This is a genomic window from Desertivirga arenae, assembly GCF_017355785.1.
Classification (GTDB): Bacteria; Bacteroidota; Bacteroidia; order Sphingobacteriales; family Sphingobacteriaceae; genus Desertivirga; species Desertivirga arenae.
Genome location: NZ_JAFEWE010000007.1, coordinates 112,746 through 136,741, shown reverse-complemented (window position 1 = coordinate 136,741; position 23,996 = coordinate 112,746). Strand labels below are relative to the sequence as shown.

Annotated in this window: 17 protein-coding genes; 7 read left to right on the top strand and 10 right to left on the bottom strand. The window is 41.5% G+C overall.

Annotated elements, in window-relative coordinates:
- Positions 1 to 54 precede the first annotated feature (54 nt).
- The 6 genes from J4N24_RS15255 to J4N24_RS15230 all read right to left on the bottom strand — a co-directional run bounded on the left by J4N24_RS15255 (position 55) and on the right by J4N24_RS15230 (position 9,438).
- The gene (locus tag J4N24_RS15255) at positions 55 to 1,047 is read right to left on the bottom strand and encodes a DUF4961 domain-containing protein (RefSeq protein WP_207534565.1); all 993 of its coding nucleotides are present in this window, start codon (positions 1,045 to 1,047) and stop codon (positions 55 to 57) included.
- Between the two features lie 11 nt (positions 1,048 to 1,058).
- On the bottom strand, positions 1,059 to 1,508 hold the full coding sequence (locus tag J4N24_RS15250) for a DUF5004 domain-containing protein (RefSeq protein WP_207534564.1): 450 nt from the start codon (positions 1,506 to 1,508) through the stop codon (positions 1,059 to 1,061).
- 25 nt (positions 1,509 to 1,533) lie between these two features.
- Positions 1,534 to 3,264 (bottom strand): RagB/SusD family nutrient uptake outer membrane protein, encoded by a 1,731-nt coding sequence (locus J4N24_RS15245; protein WP_207534563.1) that lies wholly within the window; start codon positions 3,262 to 3,264, stop codon positions 1,534 to 1,536.
- Positions 3,265 to 3,680: 416 nt separating this feature from the next.
- The gene (locus J4N24_RS15240) at positions 3,681 to 6,020 is read right to left on the bottom strand and encodes a GH92 family glycosyl hydrolase (protein ID WP_242691645.1); all 2,340 of its coding nucleotides are present in this window, start codon (positions 6,018 to 6,020) and stop codon (positions 3,681 to 3,683) included.
- Between the two features lie 352 nt (positions 6,021 to 6,372).
- Positions 6,373 to 7,284 (bottom strand): poly(ethylene terephthalate) hydrolase family protein, encoded by a 912-nt coding sequence (locus J4N24_RS15235; protein WP_207534562.1) that lies wholly within the window; start codon positions 7,282 to 7,284, stop codon positions 6,373 to 6,375.
- Positions 7,285 to 7,356: 72 nt separating this feature from the next.
- A complete protein-coding gene (locus J4N24_RS15230) occupies positions 7,357 to 9,438 on the bottom strand; it encodes a glycoside hydrolase family protein (RefSeq protein ID WP_207534561.1) in 2,082 nt (693 codons plus the stop codon).
- Between the two features lie 326 nt (positions 9,439 to 9,764).
- Here J4N24_RS15230 and J4N24_RS15225 point away from each other — a divergent pair, with 326 nt between their 5' ends.
- The 6 genes from J4N24_RS15225 to J4N24_RS15200 all read left to right on the top strand — a co-directional run bounded on the left by J4N24_RS15225 (position 9,765) and on the right by J4N24_RS15200 (position 18,594).
- The gene (locus tag J4N24_RS15225; protein ID WP_207534560.1) at positions 9,765 to 10,346 is read left to right on the top strand and encodes an RNA polymerase sigma factor; all 582 of its coding nucleotides are present in this window, start codon (positions 9,765 to 9,767) and stop codon (positions 10,344 to 10,346) included.
- Between the two features lie 82 nt (positions 10,347 to 10,428).
- Positions 10,429 to 11,457 carry a FecR family protein gene (locus J4N24_RS15220; protein WP_207534559.1) on the top strand — a complete coding sequence of 343 codons (1,029 nt, stop codon included), beginning with the start codon at positions 10,429 to 10,431 and terminating at the stop codon, positions 11,455 to 11,457.
- Between the two features lie 159 nt (positions 11,458 to 11,616).
- On the top strand, positions 11,617 to 14,904 hold the full coding sequence (locus tag J4N24_RS15215) for a SusC/RagA family TonB-linked outer membrane protein (protein ID WP_207534558.1): 3,288 nt from the start codon (positions 11,617 to 11,619) through the stop codon (positions 14,902 to 14,904).
- 13 nt (positions 14,905 to 14,917) lie between these two features.
- A complete protein-coding gene (locus J4N24_RS15210; RefSeq protein WP_207534557.1) occupies positions 14,918 to 16,552 on the top strand; it encodes a RagB/SusD family nutrient uptake outer membrane protein in 1,635 nt (544 codons plus the stop codon).
- Between the two features lie 85 nt (positions 16,553 to 16,637).
- Positions 16,638 to 17,624: an alpha/beta hydrolase gene (locus tag J4N24_RS15205; protein ID WP_207534556.1), complete on the top strand. Its 987-nt coding sequence runs from the start codon at positions 16,638 to 16,640 to the stop codon at positions 17,622 to 17,624.
- Between the two features lies 1 nt (position 17,625).
- Positions 17,626 to 18,594 carry a pectinesterase family protein gene (locus J4N24_RS15200; RefSeq protein WP_207534555.1) on the top strand — a complete coding sequence of 323 codons (969 nt, stop codon included), beginning with the start codon at positions 17,626 to 17,628 and terminating at the stop codon, positions 18,592 to 18,594.
- Positions 18,595 to 18,788: 194 nt separating this feature from the next.
- Here the strand turns inward: J4N24_RS15200 and J4N24_RS25900 are convergent, their stop codons facing one another.
- The 4 genes from J4N24_RS25900 to J4N24_RS15180 form a co-directional block, all read right to left on the bottom strand.
- Complete coding sequence (locus J4N24_RS25900) at positions 18,789 to 18,914, bottom strand: helix-turn-helix domain-containing protein (protein WP_207534554.1); 126 nt, start codon at positions 18,912 to 18,914, stop codon at positions 18,789 to 18,791.
- 73 nt (positions 18,915 to 18,987) lie between these two features.
- Entirely contained in the window at positions 18,988 to 20,601 is a 1,614-nt protein-coding gene (locus tag J4N24_RS15190) for a family 43 glycosylhydrolase (RefSeq protein WP_207534553.1), read from the bottom strand.
- 168 nt (positions 20,602 to 20,769) lie between these two features.
- The gene (locus J4N24_RS15185) at positions 20,770 to 22,422 is read right to left on the bottom strand and encodes an alpha-L-fucosidase (protein ID WP_207534552.1); all 1,653 of its coding nucleotides are present in this window, start codon (positions 22,420 to 22,422) and stop codon (positions 20,770 to 20,772) included.
- Positions 22,422 to 22,799 (bottom strand): L-rhamnose mutarotase, encoded by a 378-nt coding sequence (locus tag J4N24_RS15180; protein WP_207534551.1) that lies wholly within the window; start codon positions 22,797 to 22,799, stop codon positions 22,422 to 22,424. Before J4N24_RS15180 ends, J4N24_RS15185 begins: the two co-directional genes overlap by 1 nt.
- 279 nt (positions 22,800 to 23,078) lie before the next feature.
- Here J4N24_RS15180 and J4N24_RS15175 point away from each other — a divergent pair, with 279 nt between their 5' ends.
- Entirely contained in the window at positions 23,079 to 23,963 is an 885-nt protein-coding gene (locus J4N24_RS15175) for a helix-turn-helix domain-containing protein (RefSeq protein ID WP_207534550.1), read from the top strand.
- The last annotated feature ends 33 nt before the right edge of the window (positions 23,964 to 23,996 follow it).

Here is a 23,996-nt window from a genome sequence, read left to right as displayed (position 1 = left end):
TATCAGTATTAAGATTTTTATTTTTGTACCTTTTTTAAGACTAGATTTTAGTAGCTATGGACATTTAAATGTATACCTGAACGGATCGGCCGTATTTCCATATCCAACTTTCGCATTTCCTGCTGCATTGGTGAAATAGTATTCAAAGCGGTCTAAGGTTTCATTTTGAGGAACATTAAGGAGTCCACGCGGCCAGATGTCTATTCGGTATTTCTTTCCCCCCAAAGGCTTCAACCTGGTTTTATCCACTTTAGTCGTTATAGCAATCTGCTGTCCGCTCTTAGTAAAACCCCGGGCTTCCAGAAAAATCTCGTCTGTATTTGATAAAGTAGTTTCAATGATCCCTGCATCGAAATTAAGAGAGATGAAATCGTTATCCAGGCTTTTAACAGGTTCTACCTTTGCTAACTGGGGATTTACATAATCAACAAGATCCCCCTCACCGTTAGTTACTGAAAAGTTGTTAGAGAATGCGTATTTAGTATAGTCAGTATCTTCTGGTCTAAGATTTTCTTTGGCAGACAGGATGAAAAACCCAAGTCTGGAAAAGCTGTTTTCTGATCCAACTTTCGAAGATATCTTAACTTTAAACTTGATGTCTTCATTATTAATAAAAGTATAAGCAGGCACACTTCTATAAACCAGCCACTCAAAATCATCCAGCAGGTTTGGTCCAATTCCAAATCTCTTTTTTGCAGCATCGGGCCAGGCAAGACCAGAGGCAGCTTCCTTCTCCGCGCTGGGTATTAGCACTAGCGTACTATTACCTTTTTCAGAACTTATCAGCTCTACTGTTGTATTTTGAGCCGCCTTCCAGCTTTTTGGCACCATAAATCCAACAATAAGTTTAGAAGTATAAGGTGGATCAGTATTTGCAATGCGTGGCTCGGTTCCGCAATTCAATATAAATGTGGCTACTTCATTTGCATTAACTACTGAAGGGACCTCTATCGTTAAGGGTGTTAATCCGCAATTCGCAAGGAATACCACCAGTACCAGGCCTGCAAAAAATAACACAAGCTTTATATTTTTAAGTAATTTCTTCATATCTGGATATCTTAATCTTGAACTCTCTCAAATGTGTAACGGTAGGTATTGGTTTCACACCCGGGGCGTAGCGTCATACTTAACTGAGTTTTTCCTTTTTTTACTGGCATTTGCAAAGAGACTTTGCCTTCAGGCATTCCACCTGCCGGCTTAAGCAGCAGGTAAAAAGGATACTGGGGATCATCTAAGGAAAATGTGCCTGGATCGCTAACTACAAAAGGAAGCTTATCAGCGAAGGAATACGTGTTATCTTCCTTTAAAACCAATCGAAAGGCACTCAAGTCAACCCTCTCCGACAGATCTTCCTCATTTCTGGTAAGCTGGACAACCTTCCATGTTCCAGCTATATTTTTAAGGGGCTCCACTGATACACCCGCAATCTCCTTATTACATCCGGATAAGCCCAGACCAAGCACGAATAAAGCCAGGCAGACCAGTAAAGAAATTCTGTAAGTTTTCATTGTTTTAATATTTTAATTAGAGAAACTAGTAACCCGGATTTTGAAGCAATTGTGATGATTTTGACACCTCAGAAAGAGGAATAGGCCATAGATACATCCGTTTATCGAAAACATGCTTGCGAACATTAATAGTGCGGAAAGTTGTACCACTGGCTGTTCTGGTAGGCTCGGTTCCATGCATTTGCTGATTTTCGGTCGTCTCAGCTATTTTCCATCTCCGCACATCGAAAAACCGGTGTCCTTCAAAAGCAAGCTCCAGTCTTCTTTCATTCTGAATTATTGAACGCATACTGCTTGTGCTCAAACCTGCTGGTAAAGCAAAGGGATTAAGGCCTGCTCTTTTTCGAATTTCCTCAACTGCTTTATAAACTTCCGCATCTGGCGCTGATAGCCTTTCATTTCTTGCTTCAGCAAAGTTCAACAGCACTTCAGCATACCTTATAAGAGGGAAGCACCGGTTAGTATTCGTATTAAACCAGTCGGAAACGACGTCCCGGTTTAACATTTTATTGGTATAAAAACCTGTTGGGGTGCCTTTATAAATTGCATCCTGACCAGAGCTTATCCGGCTTGGATCAGTGGCATCTATATAAATATTCACGGGGAACTTTGTAATTTCCGGACGACGGACAATTAGTGTCTGATCTCTGATAAAGGTATTGTTGAAGCGTGGGTCGCGATTATTATAAGGGTTTCTTTCGTCGTACCCCGAAGCAGGATCCTGGATAGGCTTTCCGTTAGCCATACCAAAAGCTTCAGCCAGATCCAGATAAGGATAAGCTGCAGGATTAGTAACTCCGCGCGTAGGTGGCTGCCATAAGGCTTCCAACTCCCGGTTAGGGCCCTGCATACGGGCAAATATGAGTTCTGAACTTTTCCTGAGCGTAAATACCTGATAAAAACCATAGCCTGGCTCAGTAGTATTATCGATCAATAGATTGTAGTTATTACTATTGATTACCTCCAGCGCCGCATCTTCAGCCAGCTTCCAGCGATTAATGTCTGCTGTTCCATAGCCTGTTAGTGATCTAAGCTCTGGGCGGTCAGTCAGCTGTCCTCCGTTAAATAGTGGACTGGCAGCATACAGCAAAACACGGGACTTTAAGCTTTTACAGGCAGCTTTATTAACCCTTCCATAATTTTCTGCCACCTGCGTCCAGTCAAGGTATTTCGCAGCCGAATCACATTCATTAACAATATAATTTACACATTCCCCGAAAGTATTACGGACTCTTGGCACTTCATCTGTTGCATTATATACGCTATCTCCCATCAAAGGAATGCCACCGTAGTGCTCCAGCAAAATGAAATAGTACCAGGCCCTGAGGAAGCGGGCTTCGGCTTTAGTACGCGTCTGGAGTGCCTTCGAAAAGGTAGCTTCCGGGAGGTGCTTCAGATAGATGTTTGCCCTTCGAATGTTCGTATAACTAATACTCCAGGCATCATTGGTTATAATGGCCGGATTTACCGTACCTGTGGCAAATTGAATATAGGTATTGACGGCACCAGACGATGAGCCTTCGGCCTCGTCAGAAGCGGCATCAAGCCCTCCGCCATTAAATCGGTCAGGATGAACGCTGAATCCTATATCGTTATAGATCCCGTTTAGAAAGTTCATTGTGTAAGCACTGTCTGCAAAAACGGTTTGTTCATCCAGATCTGTGGATTTTGTTTTCCCTAAAAAGCTCTCCTTTTTACAAGAAACCGTTACTACTGAAAACAGGATCAAAGAGATAAACGATAGTGCTTTATCCATAATTTTTAAGAGAATTGATTAGTTATTTTTTATCAGGGAATTTTGAGCAGTTTATCATTTCCTCGACCCCGGTAATCTTTCCACTAAAATATTTAATAAAATCGATTTAGCAAATCGTTTAACAAGTTTTGTAAAAAACGTAGCGTTCTTACAATCTGATTAATATTCCAGAAAGAAAAACCCTAAGGTGATATAATTTAGATTGAATCTTTGCAGGTTCTTTAAGAGTTTAGCAAATAATAAAAGACATTTTTTAGGTTTAACTAAGGTCAAAATAAATAATTTAGGCCGCAAAATCACAAATAGCAAAACCGATTTAGCAAAAAGTCCTTGAACCTGTAATACAGGATCAAGGACTTTTTGCTAAATACTGAATGATTGACCTTTCTGGCGAGGGGTTTTCAGGCAATCCTGAACTAATTCCCCCAGTTTTTATTGGGGGAACTTCCCATCTGTAATACCAGCACACCACCTTTTGCTATCACTGAATAATCGATGCTGCTCTTATTATAAGGCTCGCCATTAAGTGTAGCACCTTGTATATAGATATTTTTTTTGGAATTATTTCTAGCAAGGACCTTAAAGGTATTAGAAGACCCTTCTCCGGTTTTTAAACTGGCTTCACTAAATACAGGACTTGTAATTTCATACCTGGTATCACCCGGGCAGATGGGGTGCAGGCCAACAGCGGCAAGTACATACCACGCCGACATTTGGCCAACATCCTCGTTTCCTACCAAACCTTCAACTTTGTTCCTATAAGCCCTGGCGCAGATCTGCCTGGTCCATTTTTGTGTAAGCCAAGGTGCCTCTAAATGATTGAACAGAAACGGGACGTGATGAACAGGTTCATTTGGATGGTTATAATAATCATTCCACATCATATTCTCCGGGACCTTTTCAAAGAATTGCTGGAGATCCGTTAAAACCTTCTCACGTCCTCCCATCAATTGTACCATTCCAGGTACGTCATGAGGCACAAACCAGCCCTGCTGGTAAGGATTACTCTCAATGCAGCCATACCATTGCTTCAACCGGCCCTCCTCCGGCCAGGGCTCCCAATTGCCGTCCTTGTCTTTCGGCCTGAACCAGCCCACCTGAGGATCAAAGATGTTTTGATAAGCCTTCCCTCTCCTTTGGTAAGTGGCGGCGTCTTCCGTATACCCTAAAGCACTGGCAAGACGGGAAACACACCAATCGGAGTATGCGTACTCTAAAGTGTTGGCAATACCAAAAGATTCAGAAGTATAGCCGCGGCTTCCATTGCCAAACTTCTCCACTGTATTCTTACACAACTGATAGGCTTTGTTCACATCGAATCCCCTTATTCCTTTGGCATAAGCATCTGCGATCACAGATACTGCAGGATTACCGATCATGCAACCACTGTAAGAGTTAAGCATTTCCCAGCGTTCCAGGTAATCAAACTTCTTTTCATCAGCTAATGTTACCAAAGAATTGATCAGATCATTTACGAGCCCCTGGTTGATAATTGTTTGAAGAGGCATTTGGCTCCTGAAGACATCCCAGCCGCTGAAAATCGTGCGCTTAATAAATTTAGTGGAGGAGTGCGCCTGTCCGTCACCTCCAGGATATTTCCCGTCAACATCCTGGAAGATACGTGGATCTATCATAGTATGATAAAGCGCGGTGTAAAAATTCACCTTTTCCTCCTCATTACCACCCTTGACCTCAATCTTAGCCAAAGCATCGTTCCATAATTGTTTAGCCCTTATTTGCACTCTTGCGAAGTTCCAGTCTGGGATTTCTTTCGATAAGTTATTTCTTGCGCCCTCAACGCTAATGTAAGAAATCCCAGTTTTCAGGATGATCTGCTCTCCTTCCCCAGTATTAAAATTCGCAAAAAAGCCAAGGTGTTTACCCGAAATTGCTTTCAGCCCTTTTAATATCGCCGATTTAGCCACACGTTCCTGATAAGACTTGCTTTCAACATCTTCACGTTTCCTGCCCCAACTTTCTGGAATATCGGCACTCCAAAACCCGTATTCCTTTAAAGGTCTGCTAAATTTAGCACAGAAATAAACTGTGTAGTCGGCCTTCCCATCTCCATTTCCCCATCCTCCACCGTCGGGAGTGCATTTCATCCAACCTTCTATCGTATTCTCATCAACCATTTTTACGTACTGGGAAGTTGAAGTACCCCCTACCCGCCTTGCCAGATCAATTTGTATCCTCGACATTTGATGTTTAGGAAAGGAGAATCGCATTATCCCACAATGTGGCGTTGCACTTAGCTCAGCTTTTATCTTATAATCCGTAAGGAAGGTGCTATAGTATCCGGCAGAAGCTTTCTCGCTTGATTTATCGTAAAATGACCTATATCCCTTCACCCCATTTTCCTTACCCGAACTAGTTTGTAAAGCTCCTGTTGCAGGCATTACCAGGAAGTTACCCATGTCGCCAAACCACCCTACCCCACTCATTTGTGTAAGTGCGAAGCCTTCTATTGTTTTATGCTCAAAACTATATCCTGATCCGTTATCACCACCGGTGATCGTATTAGGACTTACCTGAACCATTCCGAAAGGAGTAGTTGCGCCAGGAAAAGTTTTACCTAAACCGTGGTATATTCCAGCAGCACCTTCGCTGGTACTGGCACCTATAAAAGGGTTTACATAATCTGCAGGGCTTTTAACCTGAGCAAAAGCCTGCTGGAGAAGAATAGTCAGGAAAACCAAAAACAGTACCTGTTTTCTACCTGGCAGTGATTGATACATAGAATGCCTTAATTTCATCTAAAAATTTAGGTGTTAGTTAGCTTGAGTAGTTTAATTATTACATCGAAAGCCTTTCCATCTAACCTCGATGTGGTTGTTTAGAAAGACGATTTAAACAAAAGTAGGTTAAAAAATCGTTTTAGCAACCTTTTTTTATTCAATTTACTTGAAGGAAGGGAAGTGATAATGGTTTTACCGGGAGGATAACGAACACTTGAAAAGCAGGGCTTATGTTAGTCAGCTAACATAAGAAAAAAGAGGGTCAAAAAATATCTCTGACTTCCGGCTTTTGGTTCATAATAAAAATGCCGCTCTTAAAATGGAGCGGCAAGTATTAAAGCGAATGCTATTCGGATATTAAGAAAACTGTTTAAGGCATATTCTTCTTTTCGAATCTCCACTTAGAGTTCTTTGCGAGGCCAGGAGTTGCCCCAGTAAACATCTCCCCAGCCTTTCGGTCATTCTTCAACTGCCACTTAAACCATGCTGTTGCCACACTTGCAAATTCACCACCGTGAGGCTGACCGTAGGTACCGCCGTGACCCACATCCAGATTTGCTACAAAAACTGGTACGTGATTTATCTGCTGATAATCATCCATTCCATTCCCATAAGCAATATCCTTCTCGCCACCTAATAGATAAAGAGTTGGTGTATGAATTTTCTTAAGGCTATTTTTGGTTAGATCAGGCATGTCGCTCCGTCCATTTCCAGGAGTTTTGAAAATACCGCTATTACAAACAACAATAGTACTCACCCTTGGATCTGATGCTACTTCTAATGTTTGCAAGCCCCCACAAGACATTCCACTTACAGCTATTTTATCGATGTTGATCTTTTGATAATAGGGGCTGTTTTTGTTAGAGTTCTGAGTTATCGCCCAGTTGATTGCATCTAGTAACTGGGGGGAGGTGGATTTTCCCGTTTCACCCTTTTCACCTTCAGCAGGCATTGGACCGATTGCTATCACCAAAAACCCATGAGAAGATACTTCAGATAAAAAATTAATATGTTCCCAGGGAGAGTTTGCGCAAGCCCCATTACCCCATGCTATTATGGGCATTTTATTCTTAGGGGAAAACTCAGAGAGGTTTTGTGGACGAAAGACAGTATGTGTAGGGAGCGACCTTTCAGTCATCATAATAGCAGGGTAAGGACCTGTCCCTCCATCTTCAACAATCCTGGAAACCTTTGTTATTGACTGACCTTGCTGTGCCGGTACTGGCTCTGCCATGAACAATAAACCGAGGGAAAGCAATGAGTAAAAACAGTTTCGTATCATTCTATATAAATTTAATAGGTTTGGCCAAGGGGCCTAAAAAACTTTAAGTGTTACCATTCACTTTAAAGTTCATTATTTACCGGAATATACAATTTGATAAGTCTTTACAATACCATTGTAATTAAAATTCACTTTCGCTGTACCTGGCAATGAGGTTGCCTGTGTTATCGAAACTTTTACTGCCGGATTATTGGAAGAGGCGGTAATACGCGGTATTTCACTTGCTTCAGATGAAATAGCATAATTAACTTCATAATTATTGTAACCAAGTATTCCGTTCTCGTTGGTAGATCTGACAGGTGTTTTTGGTAATTCTATTGACTTGCCATTAACGGCAATGTTCACAACAGGCACAACAGGGCGGACAAGTTCCTTTTTCTTCAAACTAAATCCTAAACCCTGAAGATCAAAAAGCAGTTCCCCTCCTTCCCCTTCTGCAACCAGATAAACAGCATGTTTTTTATCCAGATGTTCTACAAATTTCGCTACGTCAATTTTAAACTGAGTGGATTCCTGCTTAGCATTGGCAGGTACAATAATTTCACCCATTTTTATACCTTTCCAGGTCGTATTATCCCATGGTCCATCTAACCAAACATTTACTTTGAACGATTTACTGGTTCTTGGGGTAAGAAAAAGATTGAAGGCAGTTTGGTTCCCTTTTTTGGTTCCTTCAAAAGGCTTTAGACCATTTTTCTCTTTATTAAGCCCCCCAAAACCGAAATATTTGAACCCTACAACAGAGCCGTTCCTAACATTAGATACCGGCATATGGTTATCCCAAATATCCCAGGAATCCTCCATCGCAACGCCATTGGAAAGGTAACAGGCATATCCCGCAGAGTAATATTGATAAGGGTTAAGCCCATAAAAATGGAAACCCTCTGAAGTAACTTCAGCTCCTTTATATTCTTTTCCGTCATTGCTTTTGGCTGTCCACACCTTATCCTTCGCGAAAGGATCGTAAGCACGAATAGAAACTGTTCCACCTTCCGAAACCGGTTTCTCGTCCCATTTAATCGTTACAGGAGCAACTACAGCCTGGCGTGCAAAACCAAAGCCACGCGGAGGCCTGTGGTAAAATACATACCATTGACCATTAATTAACTCAATACTGCCATGCGTATTATGTCCTGCGTTAGTTCCTACGATGGCAGACCCGTCCTGGTTTAGAACCGGTGCACGTGAATCTACCAAAACGCCTCCCCCTTTCCATGGGCCTAAAGGTGAATCCCCTATAGCATATCGCAGTGTAGAGTTTGAGCTGCCTATTCCATATTCCGGTCCTGAATAACCACTATATATTGACACGTATTTATTTCCTACCTTCCGGATGGATGAGGCCTCGAAGAAGTTAAATGTGCCCAGATCCTCGCCTGGATAGATCTTAGGAAATTCTGTCCCTTTTGGATCCCGAAGTACTCCGTAACGGGAACTGGCAGGTATCAGGCGTTCAATAACTTCTGTACCAGGTCTTAGTGAATACATGGTATTCTGATCCAACTGCGCTGCTGAAGACTTTTGAAAGCCCCAATAGGCATAAGCTCTAAAACCAATATTGTAATCAGGGTCTTTAGGATCATTAATTTGCTCGATGTACACTGCCGGATCAAAGCCCAGGAGACTTCCAGGCAAAACCTGCTTTCCGTCAGCAGTTAGATTAACAGGGGTAAAAGGTCCATCCGGGCGATCCCCCTTAGCAACCATTGCTATTCTATTATTCCCACGGCTATGAGGATAAAGATAATATTCCTTCTTACCATTCCTTCTTTTCACCTCCACCAGATCAGGGGCATACATTACATCCCATTGTCCATCAATAGTATAGGTAAAGATTGCCCCTTCATCACGCCAGCTGGACAAATCTTCAACCGGTGCCGACCACATCCTTATGTCTGCTCCGCAATAGCTGGAAAACCTTACGTCGTGCGAACCAATAATATAAGCACGATACTTCCCAGGCTTATCTGGATCTTCGAAAACGCGGGGTTCACCATCCGGCACGTGCTCCCAAAGAGGAAGATAAGGATTTCCCGCTGCTGTATGAATAAATCCACTGGCAGACTGCTTTTGGGCTCCAGGAGTACTTTGCGCTTTTACCACAGAAAACAGGGATGTGGCAATAAATACTAGAACAATGATCTTACTTTTCATCTCAAAATTATTCCTTTTTAACCTCTGCTACATTAGGATAGTCGGAAACTTTTATCTGGAATATTATAGGTTTTCCAGCACCAGGTTTCCGCATCCCTGCTCAAAAAGCAAGTTAATCTCTTAGTCGCGTAGGGTATATGTGTGTCTATGTGTTTATAATTGCGATACAAAACTAGATCGCTTATCTGCTTGAATGTGGCACAGATGTAGAGATGAATGTCACATTTGTTCAATTACTACCGTTGTAAATATCAAAACAACACTGTACCTTCGATTGATCGAACCCCTTCGGGAACTAACCAAGTTAAAAAGAGAAAGCCTCATATATGATTTCCCATGAAGAAGACATTGCATTGAAACGGATATGTGCAGGAGATAGTAATGCCTTTTCAGAATTTTATCGCAAGCATTTCAATCTTGTAAAACTCTTTATTTTAAGATACGTGAAAGATCCTGATGTCGCGGAAGATCTTGTTCAGGAAGTTTTTATAAAACTCTGGGACAACCGCTCCAACCTTGGTGAAGTTAGAAGCTTGAAAGACTATCTTTTTATTATTTCGCGAAATTATACCTTTAATTTTCTCAAGAAGGTTTCAGCAGACCAGGCAATGAAAGAAAAAATAATTTTGTTTGCCTCCACTACCTCAATAAATGCAGAAGATAAAGTGGTATCTGAAGAATACTATGCCCACCTGCAGAAAGTACTATCCAGCCTACCTCCACAAACTCAACAGATCTTTAGAATGTGCCGAGAAGAAGAAAAGAGTTACCAGGAGGTCTCAGCATTGCTTGGAATTTCTAAAGATGCAGTGAAAAAGCATATGGTAAGATCATTAAAGGCCCTTAAACTTACTCTTCAAAACAGTTTAGATATTTTTTTATTTCTGATTATCAATACATTAAGGTAATCCTAGAAAATTTTAATATTTTTTTTCCTCCAGGGGTACCCTACCCAACTGATTTCTGGTCTTTAGTATTGAAGCCAGCAAAATGGACCAGACTAACTTTTATAAACAACTTGTTGATCGCTATCTAAACAATCAGGCTAGTGCTGAAGAAATGGAAGTACTTTTCCATTTATTGAAGACAGGTGAAATTGACAATGCTCTGAAAGCACAACTGGAAGAAGATATTGCTACTGGAAAAGCTAACCATGAGCAATTTGGTGACCTGAACATTCAGGAAGTTCCTAATATACCAGTCCGGTCATTAAGACCATCAAAACCTTTTGCTCCACGTTACCTTCGAATTGCAGCTTCCTTCATTATTGTCGCTGCCGCAGCACTTCTCTTATACAAACAAAAAACAGCTGTAAAAAACTTAGTTGAGCCCGCAAAATACGTTACAGCAGCTGCAGAAAATGGAAAAGTTCGTAAACTAATACTCGACGACGGATCAGTTGTATGGTTAAATTCAGGTAGTCGTTTGCGATATCCCGAAAAATTTAACCGGAATAAAAGAGAATTAGAACTGGAGGGCGAAGCCTTTTTTGAAGTTTTTCATGATCCTAAGAAGCCTTTTATTATTCATTCAGGACGAGTGAATACCACCGTTTTAGGTACTTCATTTAATGTGAAATCTTACAAAAATGAATATTCGCAAATTACTGTAAGAACTGGAAAAGTAGCAGTAAGCGAAGACCTTCAGTTTAACAAAAAGCCTTTAAACCCAAAGCCGGTAATGTTAACTCCAGCACAACAAGTCACCTATTCTCCCGGGGCAAAATTCGTAGTTAAAACCAATGTAAGCACAGATCAGTTCGCTAGCTGGAAAGATGGAGACCTTGTATTTACCGGGAAAACACTTTTTGAAATGAAGCCCGTTCTTGAACGGTGGTACAATGTTAAGATCACTTACGAGAACCCTCAGCTAGGCAAATGCAGCATGATAGGCTCTTATCATCAAGAGAGCCTCAAAAATATTCTTGAAGCAATGAAATTCTCGGTTAACATTAAATATAGGATCGAGGGTAACAAGGTATTTATAAGCGGAGGTAATTGCTCCTCAACTAACAAGTAACCAATTAACAAAACTAACCAATGATTATGCCAGGCAAATTTACTTAACCCACTAAAGCTTTGCCTTTAGAAGGCAAACAGAAACGCCCGCAACACTTTTCGACGGTCATTGCAGGCGCTTAGAAGTTTAACAAATTTTATTTATCAAACATTCAAAGTTATGAAAAATCTAAAACATAAGTTCTTTCTTATGTCGTTGAATGCCATATTGTTTATTTTCATTTTCTGCCTTTCCTCTTTTGTTATTGTACCAGAGGACGGACGTTCTCAAACTCCCTCAAAAGCGAAAGTAAAGGTAGGCTCCATGCAGGTTAGCCTGAAGGAAGCATTTACTACTATTGAAAAGCAAACCGACCTTAAATTTTTCTATGATCAGAACCTACTTGAGAAAGATTTCAAGATCATTCTGTCTTCAAAAAAGCAATCTATTGACGAGCTTCTCCAGTCAATAGGCAGGCAAACAGGCTTGGTTTTTAAGCAGATCAATAACACGATCTCTGTAAAAGAGGGAGCAATTAAAACCTCTAGCCTGGTATCAGATAAAGCAGCCCAGCAATTAACGGTAAGCGGGGTTGTTACTGATGCAGCAGGCCGGCCGATCCCTGGTGTTATTGTTAAAATAAAAGGTCAGGCAAATGGGTCGGTGACTGATGGTGCCGGGAAATATAAAATTTCAGTTGCTGATAAGAACGCGATCCTCGTATTCAGTTTTATCGGCTTTGTAACTCAGGAGAGAACAATTGGCGAGTCGGCAACGCTAAATATTACGCTCCAGGAACAGCAGACGAGCTTGAATGAGGTTGTCGTAATTGGATACGGAACTCAGCGAAAAGCAGATGTAACTAGTGCAGTAACCAGCGTAAAGTCTGATAATTTTGTCAAAGGTGCAGTGAAAGATGCGGGTCAGCTGCTTCAAGGTAAGGTGGCAGGTCTTGCTATCGGAACACCCAGTGGAGATCCTACCTCTTCTACCCAGATCCTTCTACGCGGAACTGCAACCCTGGGCTCAAGTGTGCAACCTCTTATCCTGGTAGATGGTATACCCGGCGACTTAAACACTGTTGCGCCAGAGGATATTGAAAGTATGGATGTTCTGAAAGACGGTTCTGCCGCTGCTATCTATGGAACCCGTGGTACTAATGGAGTTATACTAATAACAACTAAAAGACCTAATGGCAATATAGAACCTACAATAGACTATAATGGGTTTGCAAGCACCCAACAATTTGCCAACCTTCCCAAGATGCTAAGCAATGAGCAATATAAAGAACATCTTCCTCTTCAGGATTTAGGTGATAACACGGATTGGGTAAAAGCGGTCAGCCGGGAAACACCTATAAGCAATAGCCAAAACTTATCTTTTAAAGGTGGGAGTAACAAAACTAACTACGTAGCAACATTGGGTTACCGCTATTTTGAGGGTGTTTTTCTTAAGTCTGACAATCGGACAATCAACGGAAGGGTAGATGTGAACCACAACATGTTCAATAACAAATTGAAGGTTAATTTGAATGTATTGAACACCGATATTAAATACAATAGTCTTGGCAATGGCGGGTTTAATACAACCATCCTGAGACAAGTTCTTGGAAGGAACCCGACAGCCCCAATCACAAATGCAGATGGAACCTGGCACGAGCAGGCAGCTATCGCCGGTTACGAAAACCCATTGGCACTTATTAATGAGGCCTATGGGGAAAACCAGTCGCAGAACACCCGGATCAGTGGAAGCCTGACCTGGTTGCCTGTAACAGGTCTCCAGTTAAAAGCCCTTGGGTCTCGCAGCAAGTTTAACAGTGTATATGGTTATGCAGAAACGAAGAACCATATATCAACCGTTCGGGATGGTCGACAAGGCTTTGCAGCTAAAAGTGATGGACAGAGCCTGGATAATCTGATTGAATTAAGTGCACAGTATAACAAAGCCATCAACAGTCATAACTTTTCTGTGCTTGGAGGATATAGCTATCAGCACAATACCAGTGAAAGCACTAACATTCAGAATTTGGGTTTTCCGGCAGGAAACTTTTCTTATATAGATAACATTGGAGTCGGTACAGGATTAGGCAACGGACTGGCTGGCATGTCGAGCAATAAGCTAGCTTCAAACCTGATTGGCTTCTTTGGCAGGCTTACCTACAACTATAGGGAGAAATATCTTCTGACTGCAAATTTAAGACATGAGGCTTCCTCCCGTTTTGTTGGCACTAAAGATCCCTGGGGGACCTTCCCTTCTGTATCTGCAGGCTGGAGACTAAGTAAAGAGCCGTTCATGAGCAAGCTTACATTCCTTACAGACTTGAAATTAAGAGCGGGTTATGGGGTAACAGGCACTGCTCCTGATGCCTTGTTCCTCGGAGTAAGCAGGCTTGGGTACCGTGACCCTATTACCCAAAGATCTATAACCTACCTTATTGACGGGCAGTGGATCTCCGGATTATCGCCGATCAGTAACCCGAACCCCTATTTGAAATGGGAGGTTAAAAAAGAAAAGAATTTAGGCCTGGACTTTACCCTATTTAAAGGAATCATTAGCGGAAACCTAGACTATTACAACAGAAGGACTGAAGGGCTTCTTTATGATTATGCTGTACCCTCTCCTCCAAACCTTTATGGCACTACTACAGCCAATGTTGGTGTAATGGCTAATAAAGGCTTCGAGGCGTTGTTAAATATTAGCCCTGTAAGAACCAAAAAGTTCTCCTGGCAATCGAGCGTGAACTTCTCTACAAACAGCAATAAGCTTGTTTCCCTCTCTAACGATTTATATCAAGCTACCAATAACTTTATAAATGTTGGCTTTACAGGCTCTCCTGTTCAAACCTATACACATAGGGTTGAAGTTGGTAAACCCATCGGTAACTTCTATGGTTACAAGGTACTAGATATTACAGACGATGGAAAATGGATCTACGAGGATAAAGATGGAAATCCTTCTGCCACTAAAGCCGAAGCAGATAAAAAGATCCTTGGTAACGGGCTTCCTAAATACTATGCAGGCTGGAACAACAATTTCAACTATGGCAAATTTGATCTAAGCATTACTATGCGAGGGGCGTTCGATTACCAGATCCTAAACTTCCAGCGCATGTATTCTGAAATTCCTGGGTTCTCTTTATATAACCAGCTTCAATCTGCCTACGACAAAGTATTTGGGAAAGCAGTTTTAAACAATAGTATTTCGCCAGAGTATAATAGCTACTATATTGAAAACGGAGATTTTTGGAAGGTAGATAACATTACCCTCGGTTACCGCTTAAACCTTCCTTCCCGTCATTTTAAATCTGCAAGGGTTTATGCATCTGCTCTGAATGCCTTTACCATAACTGGGTACAAAGGAATGGATCCGGAAGTGAACCGCTTAGGCTTATCCCCTGGTAATGACGACAGGGATAAGTACCCTACAACAAGGGTTTACACCTTAGGGCTAAGTTTAAACATCAATTAATCGAAGCGTTATCATGAAAAAGATCAGCAATTACATCATTATATTAAGCAGCGCAATTTTAACATTAAGTGTACCCTCATGTACTAAACTTGAAGACGAGAGTTACTCCAGCATAATTGCATCAACGTTTACCCCAGGAAAAAATGATATTGGTTCTTTAGTAGCACCTGCCTATGCCAATTGGAGGGATGTTTTGATGTCTAATGCCACAGGCTATTACATTACCCAGGAGATCGCAGCAGATGAGCTGGCTGTACCAGCAAAACCTTATGGTTTCGTTGACGGAGGTTTGCACAGACGTATGCATGAACATAAGTGGACATCTGAACAGGCTCATGGGCAGGATCTCTGGACTAAAACTTACGCGGGTGTTACTAATTGCAACAGGGTTATTTATCAGGTAGAGTCTGGTGCAATACCTACTGATGAAAGCAATAAAGCAAGTATACTTGCAGAATTGAAGGTGCTTCGTGCATCCTATTACTGGGTACTTTGTGACAATTTCGGTAACGTTCCTCTAGTAGATAAATTTGATCTTCCTGAAGGATTTTTACCTGAACAAAGTACAAGGAAGCAGGTTTACGACTTTATAGTAAAAGAGATTACCGCTTCGATACCCTCTCTTTCTGAAAACAGCGATGTGAGCACTTATGCTCGTTTCAATAATAAATGGGCTGCCTACGCTTTACTGGCAAAGGTATATTTAAACGCAGGGGTATATACTGGGCAAGCCGAATGGAGTAAATGTATAGAAGCTTGTAATGCAATTATCGACTCTAAGAAATTTATTCTTGAGCCGGTTCAAAAAGACGTTTTCAAGGCTCAAAACCAAAATTCTAAAGAAATAATATATGCAATTCCGCATGATGAGGTTTATGCAGGAGGTTTTTTCCTTGCCGCCTGGACAATGTCGCCTCAAAACCAATTCACTTTTAATGCCAAATCTGGAGGATATGGAGGTTTAAATGCAATTCCCCAATTTATTGACACTTATCATCCCCAGGATAAAAGATTAACGGACGGTTGGATGATGGGTCAGCAATACTCCTCCAGCGGAACACCGCTGAAGTGCGCTTATGGTACCATGATTGGTCAAAATCTTGTCTATGTGAATGAATGCCCTGGTATTGACTCAACTCAGGAAATCCACAGTTACCGTATCAATAAGTTCGAGATTGCAGCTAATTCATCACCCAATAATATGAATAATGACTTTCCTCTCTTTAGGTATGCGGATATTCTGATGATGAAAGCGGAGTGTTTACTTAGGACAGGAAGCCCGGACGCAGCTGCAAGCCTGGTAACAGAGGTTCGCCAACGAAGCTTTTCAGGCAATCCCTCTTTGGCGACAGTAACCGGGGCTCAATTACAAGGTAGTACCTCATATAAATACGGACTGAAGAACCACCTGGCTACTACAACGGAAGCCGTTGGAGATATTCAATACGGCAGGTTCCTGGATGAGCTCGGTTGGGAGTTTGCAGCAGAAGCTCACAGACGCCAGGACATGATCAGGTTCGGTGTTTTTACGAGCAAATCCTGGCTTTCTCATTCACCAAATGGAGCAAATAAAACAATTTTCCCAATTCCTCTACAGGAGCTGAATAAGAATCCCAAGCTAAAACAGAACCCAGGTTACGCGAATTAGTACTACAGGAAATGCCTTGTTATTTTAGCCCATGGGTGAATAACAAGGCGGCCTTGTGGGCTTCGTTATCATTATATCCCTTAACATGTATAAATACCTTTCCCTGCTATTAGCGCTGACAGGATACTTGTCGCCACTGGTAGCACAAAATACTTCCGGCCTCACCGGTAAGCCAGACACTTCTTATTCTACCTATTCCGCCTTTAGAAATACGGTGAGGCAGTTTCCTGATATAAAGATCGTCAAGGAGCAGAAATTCAGAGAGGTGAAAGAGCTGCGAAATATCACTTACTGCAATCTTGGATCAAGGAATTTAAAAGTGGATGCATTCCTTCCCATACGTAAGAAGAAAGCTCCTGCAATTCTGATCATCCACGGCGGTGGCTGGAGAACCGGAAACCGAGCTCAACACTACCCGCTTGCGCAACACCTTGCGAAAAAAGGTTTTGCCTGCTTTACTGCAGAATACAGACTTTCTACTGAAGCACTGTACCCTGCTGCTGTTTATGACCTCAAGGCTGCTTTACGCTGGATGAAAGCAGAAGGCAGTAAATATCGGATAGATACCGGTCGTATCGCTGTACTTGGCTTTTCTGCAGGAGGCGAACTTGCAGCTTTCATAGGTTCAACGGCAAACAATCTGCAGTATGAGGACAGCAGTTGCCATGCAAATTACTCTACCAGTGTTCAGGCTATCGTGGATATTGACGGAACTCTATCCTTCGTTCATCCCGAGTCGGGAGAAGGAGACGACAGCCGCTCTACCTCTGCAGGCACTTACTGGTTTGGATATTCAAAGAAGGAGAACCCGGCCTTATGGGCAGATGCATCGCCCCTCGCCCACGCAAAAGAGAATAAGGCTCCTGTTTTATTCCTGAACAGTTCAGTTAATATGATGCATGCCGGACGGGATGATTTCAGAAGAGAACTTGACAAAAAGAATATATATTCTGAAGTGCAAACGTTTCCTGAGGCGCCGCACTCATTTATTCTGTTCGAGCCATGGTTTAAGCCCTCAGTAACGTACATTGACACTTTTCTAAAAAAAGTATTGACTAACAACCCGCGTTGATATGAAGAAGCTTCTATACACAGCATTCTTTCTTTTATTTTCCTTAACACTGTATGCTCAAAATTATAAATATGAGTTCACTGTAGCGAAAGATGGAAGTGCAGAATACCTGACAATTCAAGACGCGATAAATGCTATGAGGGTTTTTCCCTTGAAGCGTATCACTTTGCGGATAAAGAATGGAATTTATAATGAGAAAATAGAATTGCCGAGTTCCAATACAGAAGTGACATTTATAGGTGAATCAGTTGACAAAACTATCATCACATTTAATGATTATTCTGGAAGGGGAAAAACGAACACATTCACCTCCTACACTGCAAAGATCGCGGGGAACGACTTCAGGGCTGAAAACATAACCTTTATTAATTCTGCAGGGCCTGTTGGCCAGGCAGTAGCTTTACACCTGGAATCAGATCGTGCCGTGTTTAAAAATTGCCGGTTTATTGGCTGCCAGGATACCATGTACTTGGCGGGAGAGAACTGCAGACAACTGTTTGTGGATTGCTATGTGGAAGGCACAACGGATTTCATATTCGGCCCTTCCACCGCCGTCTTTCAAAACTGCACCATCAAAAGCAAAACAAATTCTTATATCACGGCCGCGAATACCCCTGCAGGCGTACCCTATGGCTTTGTATTTTTAAACTGTAATCTGATAGCAGATAGCTCTGCCACAAAGGTGTATTTGGGAAGGCCCTGGAGGATCTATGCTAAAACTGTTTTTATTGGCTGTAATATGGGGCCTCATATACTACCTGAAGGCTGGGAAAACTGGCAAAAACCTGAAGCTGAAAAGACCGCGTTTTATGCAGAATTCGCAAACACCGGAGCAGGCTATATTCCGGGAAGCCGTGTTAGCTGGTCTAAGCAATTGACAGCAAGAGAGGCAAAACTTTATACTCCGGAAAAGATATTTAATTCCCCTAGGACCGCCTTAGAAAAAGAACAAGGCTGGTATAAGTATTAATGATCAAGCCCCTTATTCAATTATTTTAATTGATTGTAGCTCCGTATGGGCTACTCTTAATTGGTTCGAATACGCAGCCTCAGCCCATCTGAGGCTCGTTTTTTAAATTAGTTGAAATAATCCCACAGCGAGCCTTTAGAATAACGCTGGTTCAAATAGGATCTGGATTAGTCAGGAATCCAGGTTTTACTATTTCAACCGCGTTTTGCAATAAAATCTGAAGGGGTTATTCCATATTTAGTTTTAAAGGCCCGGGTGAAATAGCTGGGGGTGGTGAAGCCTACAATATAACAGATCTGAGAAATAGTTTTAAGCTTCATAAGTTGACCCTGCTCAGAAATCCAGGAGCACTGACCTGCTTAAGGGGCAGTGCTCCTCCTTTGAAAAAGAAACTTATTCAAGGATCAAAGAAACATCGTCTATCCGACAGCTGGAGTTAGCCTTACCCCCGGCTTTAAAACCTATTTCAACTTTACCGTTTTTTACTGGTACACGCTTTAATTCGATTACTTTCCAGGTAGGATGTTCAGTCTTCACCTTATTCTCAAGACGTTTGCCTCCACTTTCGGCATACATAAGCAATTTGGAAAATCCACTTGTATTCTTAATTGTAGCTTTTAAGGTATAGAAACCATCTTTTAAGGTAACATAAGGGGTTGATTTGACTGTTTGAGAAACATTACGTTCAAAAGCAATCTGATCACTTATGTTAAGGCTCTTTTCGCCTATTACCGTTCTTCGGTCTTCTTCCGTATTAAAGTAGTTAAGCGCAGGAGAACTGGTCGTATCAAGTGAGATCTTGTTTCCAGTGATTATAGTGGTTTCCCAACCAAGAAGAAAAGTTTGTTCAGGTTTAACCACGCTTGGGATCCTTTTTCTGTCAGCCTCAAAACTACCGTTCAGGACATAATTATTATCCCTTGCTACATTCCACTCACCCGTTCTAACATTTAAGTCCCATGAATTCAGAGAATTGAAATAAGGCTTATCATCAGCAAAAGAGATCGGAACCCACTGATTATATCCTAAACCATTACCTGCAAAATCAGCCCAGCGGTCGCCACAATAAATTACAGTTTCCTGCTTGCTTCCTTTAATCGTAACGAAGAATCCAGTCTGCGTAACATGAGCATAGTCATTGCCGCTTCCGTCCATGACTAACATATTATTAGTTGGCACAAAAGGGCCGCGGATATCATTTGCTACCAGGTAATAAGCCAAAGAAGCATCCCAGCCATAGAGATTGGAAGCTGCCATATAATACTTGCCTTTGTATTTGAACATACAATTTCCTTCGCGACCAGCGCCTTCGAAGATCTTAGTACAATCCAGCAGATCTATTTTGCCATCTCTTACACCTATCTCCGATACATAGATCCTATTTCTTCCGCGTCCATAAGAATAAATAAGGTATGACCTACCAGTATCCTCATCAGTGAAAACTGTCTGATCTCCAGTATTTGTAGTTCCAATGCGCTCAAGCATGCTTATCTTTTGATGCCACTTAAATGGGCCTGCGGGGGCATCCGCCACAGCTATCAAAACTTGATTTCCATGCTGGACCAGCATGGCATACTTATTCATCTCTTTAACGTAACACACTCCCAGCCTGCCAACCCATGTCCATCTTCCATCGGGCAAAGCTTCTTCCTTTATCATTGCATTACTTTCAAAGGCCCAGTTCACAAGATCTGTAGAGGTATAGCAGGTAACTGCCTCAAAGGTACTCCTGGGCAAGGTCTTTTCAGGCGCATTTCTATATATCTCAGCTTCCTTATAATGCACACCGTACCAGTAAAATTTTTCCATTCCTGTTTTAGGATCTTTAAACTTAAAGATCCCTCCCCCCTGACTGTAAATAGGTTTACCGTCTTTTGTGTCCCAAAATCTGTCATTTTTTATATTCAACTTCTGCGCACTCACTGGCAGGATCATTCCTGGTACAATAAGGAAAAAAAGCAATCGTGAAAGGCTGTAAAAGGCTGCAAAATCTACGTTTACGAACATTTGATGTGTTTGATTGGTTAAGAAGAAAAGTTGAAGGTTACGCTTTCCTCAAAACTGGAGTTAAACTCCCTTCAAGCCTGAAATATTGCAAATGCAGGCAGAAGGAACAAGAATCCTGACATTTTTTTCACCCGCGTAATACGTTTTTTACATAACCCTATAACCAGATCACACAATTTTCAATGTAAAGGCGTAATTAAACTTTGGCTTTTCTGGAAGTTGAATCCTTAAGCCCATATCGTCCTCTTTGAATAAGAGCTTCTGCGAATTTCCAAGCATTTCTACACTGGATAATTGATTCATTCCTGCCCTTGTGTTACTGTTTAGACCTGTAATTAAAACTTCCCCATTTTCAGGGTATCCGAGAACAATTGCATAGATCACATTATCTTTTGATGTAAAACGAATATCAGCAGAAGTGAAAGGCTTTCCCTTTCCCTCATTAAATCCCTGTGCAGAAAGAGGGGCCAAAGAATGCATTGCAGGCCCTTCTCCAAATACCTTCCAGGGACGGGTGTCATATATCCCCTCTCCATTAACCGCCATCCATTCACCTATCTCTTCAACGATCTCACGTTCCTGTTCGTCGATTGTTCCATTACCCCTCACTGGCACGCTTAACAAGAGGTTACCATTTTTACTAACCACATCAGCTAAGGTTTGGATTACGGTCTTAGCGCTTTTATACCTTTTATTACGATACACCTCTCTATCATAATGCCAGCTTCCAATACAAGTATCGGTTTGCCATGGCAAGGGCTCTATAGTGTTGCTTTGCCCCCTTTCAATATCCCAAACCATGCACTTACGCTGCAATTCATCCAATATCTTTCCGAAGACAACAGTCTCCACCTTCCCATGCTTTTTAATACTCCGGTTGTATAAATGAGCTGCGATACGAAGTCCTGCATCACTTACCGGCCATAAGGGAAGTGCTGTATCATCAAAATAAACCAGATCGGGATTATAAGAATTGATCAGATCAATAGTTCTGTTATAAAACTTCTCACAATACTCTTTTGAAGGCACTGTCACTCCATTTCCCCAGTTCCATTGCTGGTGGATCATGCCGTTATCCGAACTATTTTTACTTAGAGGATGTGATTGCTCATAGAGCTCCTGAGGATCCAGCCCCTGCCACCATTGCCCTTTGCCATCAACTTTGGTAAGCTTGCCATCGTATGGAATACCTGCATAAGGCCCGCTTTTATCTGATCTTTGGGATGTTTCCATCCAACTCCAGGCGTGAGCAGCGTGAACGCTAACACCAAAATACAATCCATTGTTTCTGGATGCTCTCTCCCACCCGGCAATCAAGTCCTTCTTAGGACCTATTTTGGTAGAATTCCAGCCTTTCTGATATTTGCTTTTAAACAGGTCAAAATTGTCATGATGGTTAGCAAGGGCCATGAAGTATTTTGCCCCCGCCTTTTTATATAAGGCCATTAACTCTTCGGGATTCCATTGCTCTGCCTTCCAATCATTGATCACATCTTTAAAACCATATTTTGATGGATGACCGTATTTTTGTTGGTGGTATTTATATTGGCGGCTTCCCTCCATATACATTTCCCTGGCATACCAGTCGCCATATTCAGGCTGACATTGGGGGCCCCAATGTGCCCATATCCCAAACTTTGCATTTCGAAACCAATCAGGGGTTTGAAATGCGGATAAGGACTCCCAGTTTGGCTGGAATGGCCCCCGGGCCATTTTCTCTTTATATCCGTTAATAAGGAAGTCTGCAGCTTCAAGATCTTTAGCTACAGCTAATGCTGGAATGGCCAGGGCAAGTTTTTTTAACAAATCTCTTCTATTCATCACTTCCTGTTGTTTCTGTCTCCAGGTTTTTCTTGAGTTTTGATTGTTCCCAGCGTAAAAATTCGATCCATCAGTATCCATTTTTCTCCATTCTTTGCCCAGGGAAGCGGTTTCTGAAATTTCCACATCAACTGTTCCCATTCCTGCACCTTGTGGTTAGTGGCATCTATTACAGTCTTCTTCTCAAATGTGAAATAATCCTCAGCTTCAATAATCATAAAAAGGCGGTTACCCACCAGATAGATTTCCATCTCTCTGATCCCACTTTCATGTATCCCAAGTTGTATCTCAGGCCAGACATCCCTGTGCCAGCTTACATATTCTTGGATTAATTCAGGATCATCTACCAGATCCAGTGCAAGACAGTACCTTTTCATGAGAGAATTTTTAGATTTATTTTATCAGCTAGTCTGAAGGATAAGGAGGCATCCTTATTGTTGTCCTTAGTACAAATCTATTGAGAATGTGATCTCCACATTTACACAAACCAGACTTTTTCTTACACATAACCGACCTGAGCATTATTAACTTAGGTTAATAAATTGAAATCAACGCGAATAAATCTTATTATTACCAGAAAAACAAGCTAACAACAGCCTTAAACTTGGCTAAATTTCCTGAATTAAGAGTAGTGCAATCATTACACAAAACCGATTATGCCTAAGAAGATCCTAAAGCATTCATTTTCGCTCCTGCATGCAGACCACGTGAAACTTGATCGAAAATGGAATTATAGCAACGTGGTTAGTCCGTATTACAGGTTATACTATATTGACGATGGCGAAGGATATATTTCTGACCAGAAACAGACTATCAAACTCGAACCTGGCTACTTATATATTATTCCAAGCTTTACCTTATGCAGTTTGCAATGTGAAAGATACTTGAGTCAGTACTTTATTCAATTCTTTGAAGATTCTGCAGACGGTATTTCATTGTTTGCTAACAACAGGACAACAATGAAAGTAGAAGCGAGCATTCTTGATTCAGAAAATTTCAAACGACTACTATTCATTAACCCAGGCAGGGGAATAAACCGCTCAGATAATCCACGGGTATACGAGAAAAGTATTTACTACAAACAATATCAGGAATTGAACAACTTACAGAGCCTTGCATCCTACATGGAAACACAGGGAATACTACTTCAATTAATATCAAGGTTTCTGACAACCAAAACATTCAGACAATCCACATCGGCCACAATTCCATCTAAAATTCTCGACTCGATCAGCTATATCCAACTTAACCTTGGTAAAAACCTTACAGTAGCTCATTTGGCAGAAAGAGCAAATCAGCACCCAGATTATTTTTCGAGACTTTTTCTGCGAAGTACAGGAGATCGCCCAATTGCTTTTATAAATGAAAAACGTATTGAACGGGCACAATACTTATTAACAACAACGAAAATGCCCTCTGAAGAGGTGGCTTTAGAAACTGGATTTGAAAATGTACCTTACTTCTCAAAGATATTCAAAAAGATAACAGGCCTTACTCCAGGCCAATATAAAGAACAAAACTGTTCTTCCCGATATAGTTAAATAAAATTAGATGCGGTCTTGTTACTAAGTAAA